Genomic DNA, 18,283 nt, shown 5'->3' on the forward strand with positions numbered 1-18,283 from the left:
CGGGTTGACGAGAACCAGGACCGAGAATCCATGACCGCTGAGAACGAATTGATCGACTTCATCCACGGCGTTCGGATCGCGGATCTGCCGTCCGAAGCGCATCACGTGGTCACCACGATGGTGAGCACCAACATCGGGACCACGGTGGCAGGCGCAGCAGAGGACGGCTGCACCCAGCTACGCGAATTTCTCGTCACCCGTGGTGGCCGGGAGGAGGCAACCGTTCTCGTACACGGCGATCGTCTACCTGCGGCCGCAGCCGCTCAGATCAATGCCACCATGGCTCGAGCTCTGGACTACGAAGACGCATTGGTGCCGGGGCTTCACCTCGGTGCGGCACTCGTCCCCGCAGCGCTGGCCTGCGCCGAACTCCGGGGCGGGGTCGACGGAGCCGAGTTCCTCACCGCGGTGGCGGTCGGCGCCGAGGTCGGTGCGCGCCTCAACCTCCCGGACCGTCTCTACGACGGGTTCGACCCGACAGGCATTGCCGGCCCGATGGCCGCCACAGCAACGGCTGCGCGGCTGCTGGGTCTGTCACCCGATCACACGCGGCACGCACTCGGGCTGGCGTTCAACAAGTCGGCCGGAAGCTTCCAGAGCAACATCGACGGCTCCCTCGCGGTGCGTCTCATTCAGGGGTGGGTCGCCGAAAGCGGCGTGACCTGCGCGCAGATGGCGCACACCGGATTGACCGGGCCGTCGGCCTTTCTCGACGGACTGTACGGCTATGCCCATCTCTACGCTCGCGATGAAATCTCCGGCTCGCAATTCACCGCCGACCTGGGCAACCGCTGGACACTCACCGACACCGGTTTCAAGAAGTACCCCAGCTGCGGACTCACCCAAGGTCCCACCGAACTGGCACTACACGCCTACGCGGACGGTGTACGGCCCGGCATCGTGAAGCACATCGACGTGGCCGTCACCCCGTACGGGCATCGGCTCGTCGGGCACCCCTTCGTCCCAGGCGAAAACCCCAGAGTTGCAGCACAGTTCAACGCCGCCTACTGTGTGGCAAGCGCACTTCTCCACGGCTCTTCGCGGCTGAGGCACTTCACACCGGGCGCGGTCACCACCACGGACATCCAGGACATGATCCACCGAATCGCCGTCCATGCCGATCCGCGTTTGGACGAACACGGCCCCGGCGCAACCCGATTGACCGTTCACGCTACGAACGGCGAGATCCTCGACTACGCCATCGACGCTCCTCCCGGATTTCCCGGAAACTCCCTCACAACCGAAGACCACGAGATGCGGCTGCGAGACTGCCTGTCGGCCGCGCCCCAGTCGGCGTCGTCGGCTCGGAACGACGAACTGGTCTCAGCCTTGGGGCATCTCGAGGAGCTCGATGACGTCAACGGACTCATTGTGCAGCTGGTCCACGCGCAACCAGCGACACGATGACCGCACCGAGTGCGGCACCCCGACATCCAACAATCCCCACCGAAAGGACCAAGGCACCATGTCCCGTCGATCGATAGATGTGCCCGGATTGCATCACGGTGGCCTGCCGATCCCTCAGGCCTGCGTGGTCGGCAACCTTCTCGTGTCCGGCGGCATCGTGGCACTAGACCCCGAGACGAACAACGTGCCGACCGACACCGAGGCACAGGTGGAACTCGTCTTCGCCAACCTTCGCCGTACCGTCGAGGCCGCGGGCGGACGCGTGGAGGACGTCGTCAAGTGCACCGTGTTCGTCCGCGACAAGTCCATCCGTCCCATCATCGACAAGCACTGGGTGGCGATGTTTCCCGACGAGACCAGCCGCCCGGCCCGGCACACACTGCGCATCGATCTTCCTGAACCACAGCAGATCCAGCTGGAGATCATGGCGGTCCTGGGAGAAGGCTGACCCGAAGCGACCTGCCCGCATGGACCGATGTGTTCTTCCACCCTGATATTCGGAGCGGAAGAGCACATCGGCCTTCGTGGGACCAGTGGTTCGAGTGCCTGGATGGACACCGCCACTTACGTCGACGAGTGAGCAGCGACAGATGCGGACCCGACTTCGCACCCGCGTGCGTACTCGACGAGTACGTCCGTCGTGCGTCGGATGTGCTGTTCCAGCGCATCCGACGCCTCGTCGGCCTTCCGAGCGATGGTCAGTTCGGCGATGCGGCGGTGCTCGCACGCGACGTCCCGAGTGTTCCCGTTCCCGAGGAATTGAGACCAGTACCGGTACAGCTCAGTACGATCGCGCAGGGACTGCGCGATCGATTCGAGGTGAGAGTTACCGCTTCCCGCGAGCAACGCGGCATGGAACGTGCGGTGCGCCGACTCGAAGTCCGGGCTGATTGTGTCACCCACGTACATCTCCGTGCCCGCCAACTGGTGATGCGCAGCCACCAGAGCCGCCTCCCACGTCAAGTCGCCTCGAGCGATGGACTCCCGCAAGGTTGCGGTCTCGATCATGACGCGTGCATGAGTGAGCTCGAGTAGGTCGTCGACCGAAAGCGGGAGCATGCTGAATCCGCGTTGCGGATTGGCCTGAAGCAGACCTTGCTCAGCCAGCCGACCCATGACTTCGCGCACGAGCGCCAGACTCACATCGAAACGCTCGCCGAAGTCGGCGAGCTTCAACTTCGTCCCGGGGGGAATGCGAGCCGAGAGCACCTCGTTGCGGATCGCGTCGAAGAGCACCTCGGCTCGAGTCCGTTTCACGGTGGGCACATCGGCATACTAGCGGGTGCGGCCCAAATTACGACTGTTGACCATAATTTTGAAATTTTGTTGCGCGCGCCGACCACTCAAGGTACAACTTGTGGTGCATGTCACACGCCCTGTGTCGTGTCGCTACGTCGGGAAGGTTGGCGCTCGTATGTCCGTCCGGGTCGGATCGTCACCTGACGCCCTGGCGTCACACCGCAGCGAGCACCAGCGAGGCGCCCTGGATTCCGACACTTGGGGACAAGCGCTGTCGACGTCGTTGTTCGACTGCGAAGTCGAGATCTCCCGGCCGGAATCGTTTGCAGCAACGGTCACGTCACGATCGTTCGCCGGAATCGAGTTCACCGAAGTCGTCTGTAGCGACGAGCACGCGGCCTATCGCAATCGCGCAAGGGTCAACTCGACCGATCACTCGAGTTATCTTGCGGTCCTGCAGGTGTCCGGCGAGTTTCGAGTCACCCAGGGCGGACGGACGGGCATCCTGGAACCCGGACAGCTCTGCTTCATCGATTCCGGTCAACCGGTCACGGTGGAGGCCAGCGACAACTTCCGTGGCGTGGGGGTGAAATTCCCCAATCAGCTGCTGAACTACCCACGAGAGAACCTGGCAAACCTGACGGCCCGCACGGTCCGAGCAGACCAGGGTGTCGCATCCGCCGTGTGTTCGATGTTGCTCACCCTGAACAACAAGATCGACACGATCGAGCCTTCCAACCAGTACAAGATGGTCCGCGGAGTCTTGGACCTGGTCGAAGCGATGCTCTCGTCCGTCGACCCACTGCTTCACGCTTCTTGCCATCCACGGGACGGCGGCATCGCCCAGATCAAGGACTACATCGATGCTCATCTCAGCGATGCCGATCTGAATCCCAAAGAAGTAGCAGCCGCCCACTACATCTCCGTTCGCCAACTGCACTACCTGTTCCAGGCAACAGATGTCAGCATGTCCACCTGGGTTCGCGAGCGACGTCTGGAGAACTGCAAGGCCGACTTGGCGGATCCTCGGCTGAAGCACTTGTCGATCTCCGCAATCGCTCGTAAATGGGGCTTCCCTTCGAGTTCCCACTTCGGGCACCTCTTCAAGCTCGACACAGGACTGTCCCCAAGGGACTTCAGGGACACGCACACGCCGGCGTACCGGACGCGATCTCGCTCCCGATGAAGTAGGGGACTGCCGATCGGCAGCGAGCCCCGAGCCCGCTGATGCTGCGAGTCCACGCTCGGAACGCAGAGGTGCCCGCATCTCCTGTCGGGATTCATTGTGCCCACACGCAATCAGCCGTATCGAATCACCGATACCGCCGGACGGGACAGTGGCGCAACCACATACACACACCCGCTCGGCATGTCGCGCCCGTCACTCGGCCGTCAAGGCCGGCGATGCACTGTCACGTTCGACGCGAGCCCGTGAACCTGTGCACGGATACGACACCGGCGTGCACTCAGACGAGACAAGGTGATCCACATCACGTCTAACGTTCGGTCTCGACCCAACTGAGCTTGATGCGAAAGGGACCACCGTGACCGCTCGGACGATCGACGAAAGCGATATCGACCTGTTCTCGGACGAGGTCATCCTCGACCCCCACGATGCCTACCGCCGGCTGCGGGATATGGGCGGCGCCGTCTGGATGAGGCGCCATGATTGCTGGGCAATCACCCGATGGGCCGACGTCCACAATGCCCTTCAGGATCACGCGGTGTTCTCGTCCGCGCACGGGATCAACCTCAACGACCTGGCGAACTCCGTCCAGGGAGGTGTCCTGGTCTCGGAGCCACCGACTCACCCCGTTCTCCGCAGAGTTCTGGGCGCCCGCCTGACACCGCGGTCCCTCCGCGACCTCGAACCGGAACTCCAGCGCCTCGCGAACGAACTGGTCGACGAACTCGTCCAGAAGAAGACATTCGACGCCGTCGCCGACTTCTCGACCCGGTTCCCTCTCTCGGTCGTCCCGGATCTGCTCGGTTGCCCGCCAGATGATCGAGACAAGCTACTGTCCTGGGCTGCAGGAAGTTTCGAGACGGCCGGCCCACTCAACGCCCGCGCCGAGGCAGGTTTCGCAGTTCTGCAGGATCTGCTCGCGTACGTGACCCGGTTGACGCACGAGGGAGGAATGAACTCGGACGGCTGGTGGTCGGACATGTTGGCCAAGGCACGCGAGAATTCAATTCCCGAAGAAGGGTTGCCCTCCCTGCTGGTCGACTTCCTGGCGCCGTCCATGGACACCACGATCAACTCTCTCTCCACCGCGGTGTGGCAGTTCGGACAGAACCCCGATCAGTGGAGGAAGGTGCGTGAGGACCGCTCGCTGATCGACAACATCGTCGATGAATCGGTGCGTTTCGAGGCGCCTGCTCGCGGCTTCTCCCGACTGGTCACCGAGGATGTCGACGTCAGCGGAACCACCGTGCGCAAGGGGGACCGCGTTTTCATCAGCTACGCATCGGGTAACCGCGACGAACGCCGGTGGGAAGCACCCGACACCTTCGACATCACCCGGGACACCTCCGGTCATTTCGGCTTCGGCAGCGGAATTCACCGCTGCGTAGGGCAGGGACTGGCCAAGCTCGAAGCACGGGTCCTCTTCACGGCACTGGCAGATCGAGTCGAGAGTTTCGAGGTCTCCGAGCCCGTCTGGCGGTTGAACAACATCCTGCGCGGCATCGAGTCCATGTCGATCACTCTGCATTCGTGACTGACGCATAGAACTCTCCTCGAGGGCGACCTCGACCTCCATGCCGAGAAACGGAACGAGCAATGCACGGAACACAGAAGATGGAATCGGTGGAATCACCCGGTTTGAGCGTGGATCTCGACATGATGGTTTGCGAACGAGAATCCGCAGCTCTCGGAGTGATCACCTTGACACTGCAGCGGGAAGACGGCGAAGCCCTCCCTCCCTGGGAGCCGGGGGCGCATATCGAACTCGAGTTGACCGAGGGCCTCACCCGGCAGTACTCGTTGTGTGGAGACCCGGGTGATCAGAGCTCGTGGAAGGTCGCGATTCTTCGGGAAGAAGCCGGACGGGGTGGTTCGAAGTTCGTCCACGACCATCTCATGCGCGGCAGCCGAGTACGCGTGCGAGGTCCTCGCAACCACTTCCGACTCGAACCGGCCGCCCGTTACCTCTTCATCGCCGGCGGCATCGGCATCACCCCATTGCTCCCGATGCTCTCGACGGCATCGAGCTCCGGCGCGCAGTGGCACCTGGTGTACGGAGGGCGGCAGCGGCAATGCATGGCGTTCGCCGACCAACTTCTCTCCGAGCACGAAGCGCGCGTGACTCTTCACCCGCGGGACACACACGGTGACATCGATCTCGAGTCCGCACTCGGCGAACACGCCGGACTCGACGAACACACGCTCGTGTACTGCTGTGGCCCCGAACCGCTCCTCGATGCCGTCGAAAGGTTGTGCATCCCCAGCGGTCTCGACCGGCTCCGCATCGAACGGTTCCGAGCGCCCGAACTCCAGGATCAACAAACGGATGAACCGTTCGAGGTGAAGATCGAATCGACCGGCGAGGTGCTCGCTGTCGCACCGGGGGAATCGATACTCGACGTCCTTCGGCAGAAGGGCTATCCCGCCGACGCGTCATGCGAAGAAGGTACGTGTGGTACCTGCGAAACCGGGGTCCTTGAGGGGGAGATCGACCACCGTGACTCCGTGTTGACCGCATCGGAACGTCGGGAAGGCGAGCTCATGATGATCTGTGTGTCGCGCGCGGCATGCACACGCCTTGTGCTGGACCTGTGAGCGACAAGCCCCGCGACCAGGTGTGGCCAGCGGAAGCCATCGTCACGTAATAGGCTGTTCACCAAGGTCTTTGGGCCACATACATGACGGCAATCCGTCCACGGATCTCTGTGCACGGACACGAGAGGGTCGTGCGCTCTCCCGGCATCGAACTGATTCCGTCTTTCCTATCGTGTGAATTGCATCTCAAACAGCCCCCTTCGATTCAAAGGAGATCGAGCCATGACTTCACGTACCGCCGTCGACGCCGACCCCACCGTGACACGAGCGGCCGACTCGTCACGACTGCACATCAGTGGCGAATTCGACGCGCTCATGGAACGGATCGATCAGATCTCCCCGCTGCTGCGGGACAGCGCCGAGGCCAATGAGACTGCAGGCCGGCTCGTCCCGGAGGTCGAGCACGCACTGCGTAACGCGGGGGTGTACAAGATCGGCGTTCCCTCCGACCTGGGGGGTTACGAGTTCTCCCCTCGTCAGCTGTTGGAAACGATCGCCAGACTGTCCTATGCGGACGCCTCCACCGGTTGGTCGGTAATGGCCGTGCAGATGGAAACCGGGACGCTGGCCGGCTGGATCGATGCCGACGCTGCACGCCGGTATTTCCCGGAGAACGGCGAGTTCGCATTGTTCGCCGGTCAGGGAAGTCGTATGGGGAAGGCCGTCAAAGTCGAAGGTGGCTACCGGCTCTCCGGTTCGTGGCAGTTCGCCTCCGGGATGCATCAGGCCACCCACATCCACACCGCTGCAGTTGTCGAGCAGACCGGTGAGCCTCGCATCTTCAATCTTCCCAAGGAGCAGGCCACCCTGGTCGACAACTGGGACGTCATGGGCCTTCGCGCCACGGGAAGCATCGACTACGTCATCGACGATGTCTTCGTTCCCGAAGAGAACACCTACCTGGCCACGATTCAGGACAATCTCAACGGCGGCACCATCTATCGACTCGGCCTGGCAAACATGTCCGGCATCTGCCACGCCGGCTGGGCTATCGGGGTCGGGCGCCGCATTCTCGACGAGATGCGCGCGTACGCCCGGACACGCACCGGAAACCCCGGCGCCGTGGTGGACACGGATCAGTTCCACGCAGCGTTCGCCGAAGCCGAAGCAAAGTTCCACGCTGCCTGTGCTCTGGTTTTCCAGACCTGGGCAACGAACGAGGGTGTCCTCGACAGGGGTGAGCTTCTCGACGTCGATCAGGAGACCTGGACCAAGCTGGCGCTGAACCACATCACCTGGACCCTCGAGGACATCACCGCCACCGTCTACAAATGGGCAGGCACGACCGCGTTGCGTGCAGGCACACTACAGCGACTGTTCCGAGACGTGCACGCCGGAACGCAGCACATCACCTCCGGACCAATCATCCTGCAGAACTGCGGTCGTCGCCTCGCTGGTCTCGCGCCGAAGACCCGCTGGGCGATGATCTCGCTCGTGGACGAGTAGGCCGACATGAATCCGCTGCCGATAGCTGACCGCTTCAAGGAAGCCTTTCGCCACCATCCCGCCGGAGTCGCCGTTGTCACGGCAGATCCGGGTGATGGGCCGGTCGGCCTGACCGCGTCCTCGGTGATCTCGGTGTCCGCCGATCCGGCGATACTGGTTCTCTCCCTGTCCGGACACGCGTCGGCGACACCCCATCTGCTGCGTGCCGACTCCCTCGTGGTGCACATGCTCGGAGCGGACCAACTCACGCTCGCAAAGACATTCGCAACCGGTGGTATCGACCGCTTCGCCGATCGCGACCGCTGGCACCGCCTCGGTACCGGCGAACCCGTCCTCCGCGGGGTTCCGGCATGGCTGCGGGGACGCATCACGAGCCGGATGCAGGCAGGTGAGGCCACCGTCGTGGTCCTCGAGATCACCGACATCGGTCTCCCGGACTCGGAAGTCTCGACGCTCCGCCCGCTCGTTTACCACAACCGCTGCTGGCACACGCTCGGGCGCGAAACCTCCCTCGCCTGAGGGGTACCGATACTCATCTCTTCGGAAAAGGACTTGTCATGTCTGCTTTGAGTCGGTCGCACGTCGCCGATGCACCCCTTGTCACCTCCCGTCGCGGACAGTTCTGGATCCCCGGCGAGACCGTCACCGTGCCGTTCGGAACAGTCCAACGCGGCCCGATGTACGTGGCTTGGGAATCCCCCGAGAAAGTCACGCGGCCCCACCCCGTGGTGCTCGTGCACGGCGGGGGCGGTCAGGGGACGGATTGGCTGGGCACGGTCGACGGCAAGCCGGGGTGGGCGGCGCACTTCGTCGCGGCCGGTTACACCACGTACGTCGTGGACCGCCCCGGACACGGACGTTCGCCGTTCCACCCGGACATCGTGGGCCGGATGGGGCCGGCGGCTCCCTACGAAGTCGCGCTGTCGCTCTTTGCGCCGCCGGAACGCGCCGACACCCAAACCCAGTGGCCGTTCGGCCGTGAGGCCGGCTCGCTCGAGCTCGATCAACTCGTCGCATCGGGCGGTCCGCTTCCCGCAGACCTCGCCGACTCCCAGGACATGGACGCCTCCAGACTGGTGAAGTTGCTCGAGCTGATCGGACCGTCGGTCCTCGTCACACATTCGGCCGGAGCGCCTGCGGGCTGGCTCGTGACCGATCGCGCGCCCGAACTCGTCGTCGGGATCGCGGCTGTCGAGCCACTGGGGCCGGCGTTCGTCGACTTCCCGGGAATCGGCTCGCTCGACTGGGGTCTGACGGCCGCGCCGGTGAGCTACGAGGCAGGGTTCACGACACCGGCGGAGGTACAGGCCGCGGACGCCTCCGAACTGGCCATCGCCGCGTTCACCGACAAGCCGGTCGCAGTCTTCGCCGGAACCGCCTCTGTATTCAGGGATTCCGCACCGGTGATCGTCGAACATCTCAATGCCACTGGCGCCAAGGGGCATTACATCGATCTCGGTGAGCTCGGAATCGTGGGCAATGGGCACGGACTCATCTTCGAGGCGAATGCCGCCGAGACGGTCGTTCCGGTCATCGACTGGATCGGCTCCCTCGAGCAGTAGTGCTCACCGGTACGCCTCCGACCGAACCTCGTCACGAATAACCCTGGAAACAAATACCTTACAGATCAAAGGAGTAGCATGCGCGCCCTTCAGCTCGTAGCACCCGGCCGTATCGAGGTTCGCGAAGTGCCTGTTCCCGATATCGGCGCAACCGAGGTGCTTGTCAAGGTCGCGGGAGCAGGCCTGTGCCATTCGGATCTCCACCTCTTGGATCTCCCCGAGTGGCCTGTCCCTGACATGACCCTCGGCCACGAGACCGCCGGTTACGTGACAGGACTCGGCGAGAGCGTGACCGGGTTCAGCGAGAACGATGCAGTGCTGGTCAATTTCGTGTGGGCGTGCGGTGTGTGCCGGGTGTGCATCGAAGGCCGCGACAACGTGTGCCTGGCGGTCGGGCGGTTGGGTATGCCACCGGCTCCCGGACTCGGCCTGGAGGGCGGCATGGCCGACTACATCAAGGTCGATGCGCGGCATCTCCACCCGCTGGGTTCGCTCGACCCGGTAATGGCCGCGCCGCTCGCCGATGCAGGCCTCACACCGATGCACGCGATCAACGGCGCCCGCCATCGACTGACTCCGGGGGCCACGGCGGTGGTCATCGGTGTCGGTGGACTCGGACACATGGGAGTTCAACTCCTCAAAGCGACCTCGGGTGTCCGGATCGTCGCAGTCGACGTGAGCGAGCAGAAGCTCGATCACGCGCGAGCACTGGGCGCAGACGTAGTGGTGAAGAGCGATGACACCGCCGCGCAGCAGATCCTCGACCTGACCGAGGGGTACGGCGCCGACAGCGTGTTCGACTTCGTCGGCAACCAAGGCACTGTCGATCTGGCTAGCCGGATCATCGCGCCGGATGGTGCACTGCGATTCGTCGGAATCGCCGGGGGCGCATTCACTTACAGCGCCGTTCCCTCCCCCACCACGATCCCCTGGGGCGTCGACGTCCGCAGCTCGTACGGCGGAACACGCTCCGACTTGAACATGGTGATCGAACTGGCACGGATGGGGAAGATCTCCGTGGGGGTGACGAAGTACCGCCTGGAAGACGCGTCGCAGGCAATCGACGACCTCCGGTCCGGACTCATCGCGGGAAGAGCCGTCCTGGTCCCCTGAAAGTTTGCCGACTCCCCACCGGCACTCCACGGCGCGTGCCACGTGCTGAACCTGCACGTATGACGTGCGTGCCTGTCACTCATCCCAGCGACATCGAAGTCGCGTTCGAGAGGTTGAACCGTTATGACCACCAGTACCGTCCCAGTCCTGATCGTCGGCGGCGGCGGCGCGGGCCTGTCCGCATCCATGCTCCTGTCCACCTACGGAATCGACTCACTGTTGGTCAGCGCACTGCCGACCACGTCTACCCTGCCCAAGGCCCACGTGCTCGGCCAGCGCACGATGGAGATCTTCACCGAGGTCGGCGTAGCCGATGAGGTCTACCGCCGCGGCACTCCACCCGAGAATCTGGCCGCGACCGGTTTCTACGCCGGCGTGCGAGGCTCGAATCCGAACGCGGGCCGCGAGATCGGCCGGCTCGAATTGTGGGGGGCCGGCTATCGGGACCCGGAGTACATCGACGCCAGCCCCTGCCCGACCGGGAACCTCCCGCAGCTCCGCCTCGAGCCGATTCTGAAGGCCCGGGCCGACGAGCTCAATCCCGGTGGGGTGAGATTCAATCACGAACTGATCGCCCTCGAACAGGACGAGTCCGGGGTGCGCAGCACCATCCGGGACAAGGCCACCGGCGACGATTACCAGGTCCACTCGCAGTACGTCGTCGCCGCCGACGGCGGCCGCACCATCGGCAAGCTCGTCGGCATCGAAATGCAGGGCGAGCGCAACATTCTCGACATGGTCCCGGTGCACATGAGCGCCGACCTGTCGGATGTCCTCGAGGACGACTCGGTGCTGTTGCGGTGGCTGACCAACCCCGACTTCGGCGGAACCTTCACCGGTGGCGTGCTGTGCCCGATGGGACCGGACAACTGGGGTACCCGGTCCGAAGAATGGGCGTTCAACATCGGCTATCCCAACGGCGCCCCCGAGGCAAGCGACCGAGACAAAGTTCTCGAGCACATGAAGACCCTGCTCGGCCTGCCCGACCTCGAGGCCGACATCCACGCCGTCTCGTTGTGGACGATGGAAGGCATCATCGCCGACCGGTTCCGCTCCGGTCGTGTCTTCCTCATCGGCGACGCGGCCCACAAACATCCACCGACCAGTGGACTCGGACTGAACTCTGCGATCCACGACGCCCAAAACCTGAGCTGGAAGCTCGCCCAGGTCCTGTCCGGGCACGCCGGCGACGGCCTGCTCGACACCTACGAAACCGAACGCAAGCCTGTGGTCGAGCGCAACATCGCCAACTCCGTCAAGTGCACCCAGGACTCCTTCCGCCTCGACGCCACACTCGGCCTGTCCCCCGAGAAGAGCGCCGAGGAGAACTGGAGGTCACTCGATGTCATCTGGGACCCGTCGCACCCCGAGCATCCCGAACGTAGCGACCTCGCCAACAACGCACTGGCTGCGAAGGCCGGCGAATTCCACCATCACGGGCTCGAATTCGGCTACACCTACGACTCGGCCGCGATCGTCGACGACGGCAGCCCCGCCGCGGAACCCATCGATCCGGTGCGACTCTACGAACCGAGCACCAAACCCGGCCACCCCCTGCCGCACGCCTTTGTCTCTCGACGAGGAAGGACCTACCCCTTGCAGAACTTGACCTACGGCGGGAACTTCCTTCTCGTCGCCGGCGAGGACGGACAGGCATGGGTCGACGCTGCGCGCAAGATCGCCGAGAGCACGGGCCTCGCGCTGGAGGCGTACACCGTCGGAGCCGACGACGCCGAACTGGCCGACGTCCGATTCGCATGGCTGCGCAAACGGGAGATCACTCGCACCGGAGCCGTGCTCGTACGCCCGGACCGATTCGTCGGATTCCGCTGCACCACTGCCGTCGATGACCCGCAATCAGCACTGACCACCGCACTCGAAACCATCCTTTCCACCTCCGATCTGGGAGCCGAGCAGTGAAGTTCGCCAATTACGACGGCCGCGCTGTCCTCACCGACGGCACGCGTGGGGTGTATGTCGCCGACGCCAGCAACGGAAAGTTCGCTGACGAACCGAGCCAGATCTTCACGGTGTGGGACGAGTTCGAGCCGTGGGCTCGGGGCGTCGACATCGCCGATGGTTTCGATCTCGACCGCAGCAGGCTCGCGGCACCGTCCCCGCAGCCGCGTCAGGTGTTCGCAGTCGGCCTGAACTACGCCGAACACGCCCGCGAAAGCGGAGTCGACCTGCCCACCGAGCCCGCCGTGTTCACCAAGTTCCCCACCTCGATCACCGGCCCGCACACCGTGCTGGAACTGCCGACGGACACCGTCGACTTCGAGGCGGAACTGGTGATCGTCGTAGGACGCTACAGCCACCGGGTCCCCGCCGAACAGGCGTGGGAGCACGTCGCAGGTCTGACTGTCGGACAGGACATTTCGGAACGCACCCGCCAGCTGGTGGGGCCGGCGCCACAGTTCAGCCTGGGCAAGTCCTTTCCCGGCTTCTCCCCCACCGGGCCCTGGATCGTCACCCCCGATGAACTCGCGCACCGTGACGATCTGGGAATCGGATGCTCGATCAACGGTCGTGTCATGCAGGATGGTCGCACCGACGATCTGATCTTCCCGATCGCGCAGATCGTGGCGAAGCTGTCCGCGATCCTGCCCTTGCTGCCGGGCGATGTGATCTTCACGGGCACCCCGTCCGGAGTTGGCGGCGCCCGCAAACCACCCGTGTTCCTCCGTGACGGTGACGTCCTCGAGACCTGGGTCGAGGGGATCGGCACCATCACCTCCACCTGCCGCGCCGGCACTGCCTACCCTCCGACCGAATCCTGACAGGAGCTCATCATGGCACTTCATCGACTGGGATCCGTGACGATCGGCATCCCCAACGTAGCCGAAACTGCCGACTACTACGAAGATTTCGGACTCACTCCACTAGGCGACAATCGCTTCGCCACCGCCGACGGCGGCGAACAGCTGCGACTGGTCCATGCCCGCCGTCGCCAGGTTCTCGAGGTCACCATCGGCGCCGAGGACCAGGACGACATCGATCGCATCGCTCGTCAGATCAGGGGTCTGGATCTGGCGTGCACAGCCGACGACGGCCGCGTCGAAGCCATCGAGCCGATTGCCGGGTTCAAGGCCGTCGTCGAGATCATGCCGCATCTGGTTCAAGAACCGACACCGGCCACCCCGTACAACGGCCCCGGCCGGATCGATCGCCCGGGCGGCCGGGCCCCAGGGATCCTTCGCGAAGATCGGGTACGTCCCCGCAAGCTGGGGCATCTGGTGATCGGTTCGACCGACCAGGCCGCCACGCAGAAGTTCTTCACCGACGGCATCGGACTGAAGATCTCCGACGTGATTCCCTCACTCGCCGCGTTCATGCGCTGCTCGACCGACCATCACAACATCCTCGTGCAGCAGGCACCGGTGAACTTCCTGCACCACACCTCCTGGCAGGTCGACGACATCGACGAGATCGGCCGCGGCGCCACCGCCATGCTCGAGAAGGACCCGGATCGGCATGTCTGGGGGCTGGGCCGCCACCATGTCGGCTCGAACTTCTTCTGGTACCTCAAAGACCCGGCCGGCAACTTCTCGGAGTACTACTCCGACATCGACTGCATCGTCGACGACGCACTGTGGGAACCGGGAGTGTGGGACGGCGCCAAGAGCCTGTTCAACTGGGGTCCCCCGCCTCCGCCGTCGTTCGTCATGCCCGAAGACCTGGCCGCGCACATGACCGGGGCTCACGATGTCCGCTGACCCGGCCACGCTGGAGGGCGCCCTCTGGGCGCCCTCCCCCGAGTTCGTCGCGCAGTCCCGGCTCACGTCGTACATGGACCATCTCGAACACGAATGTGGCCACCGGTTCACCGACTACCCCCAACTGTGGCAGTGGTCGGTCACCGACCTCGATGGATTCTGGACCTCGATCCGCGACTTCTTCGGACTCGACATCAGTGAACCGGATTGCGTACTGGACGACCAGAACGACATGCCTCACGCGCGCTGGTTCACCGGTTCCACCACAAACTATGCGGCCAACGCACTGACACGCGCGGCACAGGGCATCGCTGTCCAGTCGCTGAACGAGGACGGCGCGCTCGACGCTCTGACCTGGGACGAGCTCCGGCTCCGCGTCGGAGCGCTGGCCCACTGGTTCCGCGAACAAGGTATCGAACCCGGTGACAGGATCGTCGCCTACGTACCCAACGTCGCCGCCGCGGTGATCGGGCTTCTCGCCTCGGCCGCCGTCGGTGCCGTATGGGCGTCGTGCGCGCAGGAGTACTCGGCCGACGGTGCCTGCGACAGGTTCGCACAGCTCCAGCCCAAACTCCTTCTCGCGGCGGACGGCTATCACTACGGCGGCAAACGCCACGACCGCCGCGCCCACGCCGCACAGCTCGCCTCTGCATTGCCGTCGGTCGAAACCGTGTTGTGGATAGACAATCTCGGTCTTCTCGACGCCGAAACGCCCGGCCCTCGCTTCGACGACATCACCAGCGACGGGCGCGAGCCCGAGTACACCCGCGTCGAGTTCGACCACCCACTGTGGGTGTTGTTCTCCTCAGGTACCACTGGGAAACCCAAGGGGATCGTGCACAGCCACGGCGGCATCGTCCTCGAACACACCAAGTTCCTGGCGTTGCACGCAGACCTGAAGCCGGGATCGAAGTTCCTCTGGCTGGCGACACCGAGCTGGATGGTATGGAACGTGCAGGTCTCCGGCCTCCTGTGCGGTGCGACGATCTCCACTTACGACGGCAGTCCCGCCTGGCCCGACCCGGCACAGTTGTGGCGCCTTGCCGAGCGTCTCGAATTGGACTTCCTCGGCACCAGTGCCGCCAGCCTCATCGCTGCTCAGAAACACAAAGCCGCCCCCCACGACATCGCACCCTCCCTGCGACTACAGGCGATCGGCAGTACCGGCTCACCCCTGCCGCCGAGCACTGCAGCGTGGGTACAACACGTACTGCCACACGTATGGCTTGCCTCCGCCAGCGGAGGCACCGACATCTGCTCCGCGTTTGCCGGTGGCGTCCCCACCGAACCAGTCTTCGCCGACGAGATCCAAGGTCCACTGCTCGGCATCGCACTCGAGGCGTGGGACGAGTCCGGGAGGCCCGTCCTGGGCGAGACAGGCGAAATGGTCGTCACCCGACCGATGCCGTCGATGCCGATCTTCTTCTGGGACGACCCGCATTTCACGAAGTACACCGACGCATACTTCGACCGATTCCCCGGCACGTGGCGCCACGGCGACTGGATCACAGTCACCGAACGAGGCGGCATCATCGTCCACGGACGCTCGGATGCCACCATGAACCGACACGGTGTCCGCATCGGCAGCGGCGAAATCTACGAAGCAGTCGAGCAACTCGACCAGGTCGAGGAGTCGCTGGTCGTCGGCATCGAACTCGACGACGGTGGGTATTGGATGCCGCTGTTCGTGGTGCCCTCCGGCGTGGTGAACGACATGGACACTTTCGTCCACGACGTCAAGCGGACAATCCGCACCGAAGTGAGTCCCCGACATGTGCCCGATGACGTCATCGTCGTCGATTCCCTCCCGCACACCCGTACCGGGAAGAAGCTGGAGGTTCCGGTGAAGCGGATTCTGCAGGGCGCCGATCCCACGACCGTGGTCAACCCACAAACGATCGACGACCCTGCCGCACTCGCACAATTCGCTGCGCTTCGACCGTCCGCACACCCCACCGCTGGGTAGCGGCCCACACTATTCTTCGACTCAAGGAGACCTGTGACCTCCCCGGCGACGTTGGCCATACCTGCACAGATCGATACCGCTGCACTGGACTTGCGTCCATCCGCGAAGGCACTCGAGCTCCACGACAAACTCGTGGACTTCATGCACAGCCATGTTTTCCCCGCCGAACGTGCCTACGAGGACCACCGCAGTCAGGCCGGACCGAACAATCACAGTGTGCCGCCCGTCATCGAGGGGCTCAAAAGGGAAGCCCGCGCCCGCGGCCTGTGGAATCTGTTCCTGCCCGCCGAATCCGGCATCAGCCAGCTCGATTACGCAGGTCTGGCCGAAGTCACCGGCTGGAGCCTGCATCTCGCCCCCGAAGCGACGAACGGCCAGGCCCCGGACACCGGGAACATGGAACTGCTTCACCTGTTCGGCACCGACAAACAGAAGAAGCGGTGGCTCGAGCCCCTGCTGGACGGAGAGATCCGGTCAGCGTTCTCCATGACCGAGATCGCGGTGGCCAGCTCTGACGCCACCAACATCGAAACCCGTATCGAACGCGACGGCGACAGCTACATCGTCAACGGCCGCAAGTGGTGGACCAGCGGGGCCGCCGACCCCCGCTGCACTCTGCTGATCGTCATGGGCAAGACCGACCCCACGGCCGCAACCCACCGACAGCAGTCGATGGTGCTCGTCCCCGCAGACGCCCCCGGAGTCACCATTGTGCGCGACGTCCCGGTGTTCGGACGGTACGACCAGCACGGGCACTGCGAAGTCGTCTACGACGACGTGCGCATCCCCGCCGAGAACGTCCTCGGTGAGGAAGGATCCGGTTTCGCCATCGCGCAGGCACGTCTGGGCCCGGGCCGTATCCACCACTGCATGCGCGCGCTCGGCGCGGCTGAACGCGCTCTCGCCCTGATGACCACCCGCGCCAGGTCGAGAGTTGCATTCGGCGGGCCGCTCGCCGAACAGGGTGTGATCCAACAGCAGATTGCCGAGTCCCGCATCGCGATCGACCAGGCGCGACTGCTGTGCCGACTCGCGGCGAAGACGATCGACGTCCACGGCAACAAAGCTGCGGCACCGTACGTGTCCGCGGCAAAGGTCACGGTTCCGCGCGTCACGCTCGACGTGATCGACCGGGCCATCCAGGTACACGGCGGAGCCGGCGTCAGCGACGACGTCCCTCTGACCGCGATGTGTGGCTGGCACCGCGCCATGCGGATCTTCGACGGTCCGGACGAGGTGCACCTGCGCACGATCGCCAAGACCGAGCTCCGCAAGTACACGCGTTGACCTCGCGCCTTCATGCCGAATTGACGGAAGCCCTTGTCGCAAAAGATGGATCGTTCCCAGGGGAAGCGGTGACCAACCGGCCCCGCCTGCCCGCGACTCGACCCACTCGTCGAATGATGTCCCCGAACCCGGACAGCAGAAAACGGTCGTCGTCCCCACTCGGATGGGGGCGACGACCGTTTCCGCGCACCGCCGTCAGCGGCGCGTCATGAAGTCACTCGTGTTGCGGCTCAGAGGTACTGGCCGCACACCGGCCACGCGCCGGGGCCCTGGCCCGCGAGCACGTTCTCGGCCACGGCGATCTGCTCGGCCTTGCTGGCGTTGTGCGCCTGACCCGAGCCGCCGTAGGCAGCCCAGGTGCTCTGCGTGAACTGCAGGCCGCCGGAGAATCCGTTGCCGGTGTTGGTGTTCCAGTTGCCGCCGCTTTCACACTGCGCAACGGCATCCCAGTTGTGGCCGGCAGCGCTGGCGGTGCCGGAAGCGAGTCCCATCGGGACGGCGACGAGTGCGCCCGTCACGGCCACCCAGCCAAGAGCCTTCTTCGCCTTGGAGGTGGTGGTCTGAATACGGGTGATGGTCATCGAGATGTTCCTTTCATGGGCCGCGTACGACGAGGCGTCCGGTGGACGTTGTGGAGCGACCGCATTCGGTGCGCGATCGGCCTCGTCGTTGCCCCTGGGGGGTTCTGGTGCTCGGGCCGGATCCGCGGGGGCAGGCTCGGCGGCGGTCCGGCAGCGGCTCTTGATCTCTGAGCCGTCACCGACGA

15 protein-coding genes and 1 pseudogene are annotated in these 18,283 nt (G+C 64.4%); 14 read left to right on the plus strand and 2 right to left on the minus strand.

Annotated features, from left to right (window positions below):
* The first annotated feature begins 30 nt into the window (after positions 1–30).
* Entirely contained in the window at positions 31–1,407 is a 1,377-nt protein-coding gene (locus ACWEPG_RS02440; protein WP_452593795.1) for an MmgE/PrpD family protein, read from the plus strand.
* 58 nt (positions 1,408–1,465) lie between these two features.
* Positions 1,466–1,855, plus strand: coding sequence for a RidA family protein (locus ACWEPG_RS02445; protein ID WP_452593796.1), 390 nt, complete (start codon positions 1,466–1,468; stop codon positions 1,853–1,855).
* A 116-nt stretch (positions 1,856–1,971) separates the two neighbouring features.
* Here the strand turns inward: ACWEPG_RS02445 and ACWEPG_RS02450 are convergent, their stop codons facing one another.
* Entirely contained in the window at positions 1,972–2,673 is a 702-nt protein-coding gene (locus tag ACWEPG_RS02450; RefSeq protein WP_452593797.1) for a GntR family transcriptional regulator, read from the minus strand.
* Positions 2,674–2,821: 148 nt separating this feature from the next.
* Here ACWEPG_RS02450 and ACWEPG_RS02455 point away from each other — a divergent pair, with 148 nt between their 5' ends.
* The 12 genes from ACWEPG_RS02455 (at position 2,822) to ACWEPG_RS02510 (ending at position 17,517) form a co-directional block, all read left to right on the plus strand.
* Positions 2,822–3,832, plus strand: a complete 1,011-nt coding sequence (locus ACWEPG_RS02455) for an AraC-like ligand-binding domain-containing protein (RefSeq protein ID WP_452593798.1) — start codon at positions 2,822–2,824, stop codon at positions 3,830–3,832.
* 358 nt (positions 3,833–4,190) lie between these two features.
* Entirely contained in the window at positions 4,191–5,366 is a 1,176-nt protein-coding gene (locus tag ACWEPG_RS02460; RefSeq protein WP_450113162.1) for a cytochrome P450, read from the plus strand.
* 62 nt (positions 5,367–5,428) lie between these two features.
* Positions 5,429–6,427: a PDR/VanB family oxidoreductase gene (locus ACWEPG_RS02465; protein WP_452593799.1), complete on the plus strand. Its 999-nt coding sequence runs from the start codon at positions 5,429–5,431 to the stop codon at positions 6,425–6,427.
* Between the two features lie 315 nt (positions 6,428–6,742).
* On the plus strand, positions 6,743–7,873 hold the full coding sequence (locus tag ACWEPG_RS02470; protein ID WP_452593800.1) for an acyl-CoA dehydrogenase family protein: 1,131 nt from the start codon (positions 6,743–6,745) through the stop codon (positions 7,871–7,873).
* 6 nt (positions 7,874–7,879) lie between these two features.
* Positions 7,880–8,392, plus strand: coding sequence for a flavin reductase family protein (locus ACWEPG_RS02475; protein WP_450113165.1), 513 nt, complete (start codon positions 7,880–7,882; stop codon positions 8,390–8,392).
* 38 nt (positions 8,393–8,430) lie between these two features.
* On the plus strand, positions 8,431–9,435 hold the full coding sequence (locus tag ACWEPG_RS02480; RefSeq protein ID WP_450113166.1) for an alpha/beta fold hydrolase: 1,005 nt from the start codon (positions 8,431–8,433) through the stop codon (positions 9,433–9,435).
* Positions 9,436–9,561: 126 nt separating this feature from the next.
* On the plus strand, positions 9,562–10,548 hold the full coding sequence (locus ACWEPG_RS02485; protein ID WP_452593801.1) for an NAD(P)-dependent alcohol dehydrogenase: 987 nt from the start codon (positions 9,562–9,564) through the stop codon (positions 10,546–10,548).
* 123 nt (positions 10,549–10,671) lie between these two features.
* A complete protein-coding gene (locus ACWEPG_RS02490; protein WP_452593802.1) occupies positions 10,672–12,468 on the plus strand; it encodes an FAD-dependent monooxygenase in 1,797 nt (598 codons plus the stop codon).
* Positions 12,465–13,328, plus strand: a complete 864-nt coding sequence (locus ACWEPG_RS02495; protein WP_452593803.1) for a fumarylacetoacetate hydrolase family protein — start codon at positions 12,465–12,467, stop codon at positions 13,326–13,328. The genes ACWEPG_RS02490 and ACWEPG_RS02495 overlap by 4 nt, the downstream gene beginning before the upstream one ends.
* A gap of 12 nt (positions 13,329–13,340) precedes the next feature.
* On the plus strand, positions 13,341–14,264 hold the full coding sequence (locus ACWEPG_RS02500; RefSeq protein ID WP_452593804.1) for a VOC family protein: 924 nt from the start codon (positions 13,341–13,343) through the stop codon (positions 14,262–14,264).
* Complete coding sequence (locus tag ACWEPG_RS02505) at positions 14,254–16,230, plus strand: acetoacetate--CoA ligase (protein WP_452593805.1); 1,977 nt, start codon at positions 14,254–14,256, stop codon at positions 16,228–16,230. Before ACWEPG_RS02500 ends, ACWEPG_RS02505 begins: the two co-directional genes overlap by 11 nt.
* Before the next feature lie 33 nt (positions 16,231–16,263).
* The gene (locus tag ACWEPG_RS02510) at positions 16,264–17,517 is read left to right on the plus strand and encodes an acyl-CoA dehydrogenase family protein (protein WP_450113172.1); all 1,254 of its coding nucleotides are present in this window, start codon (positions 16,264–16,266) and stop codon (positions 17,515–17,517) included.
* A 233-nt stretch (positions 17,518–17,750) separates the two neighbouring features.
* On the opposite strand, the pseudogene ACWEPG_RS02515 reads toward ACWEPG_RS02510, so the two are convergent.
* Positions 17,751–18,098 (minus strand): annotated as a pseudogene (locus tag ACWEPG_RS02515) (transglycosylase family protein); the annotation flags it as partial.
* Positions 18,099–18,283 lie beyond the last annotated feature (185 nt).

This window comes from Rhodococcus sp. NPDC004095, assembly GCF_053604015.1.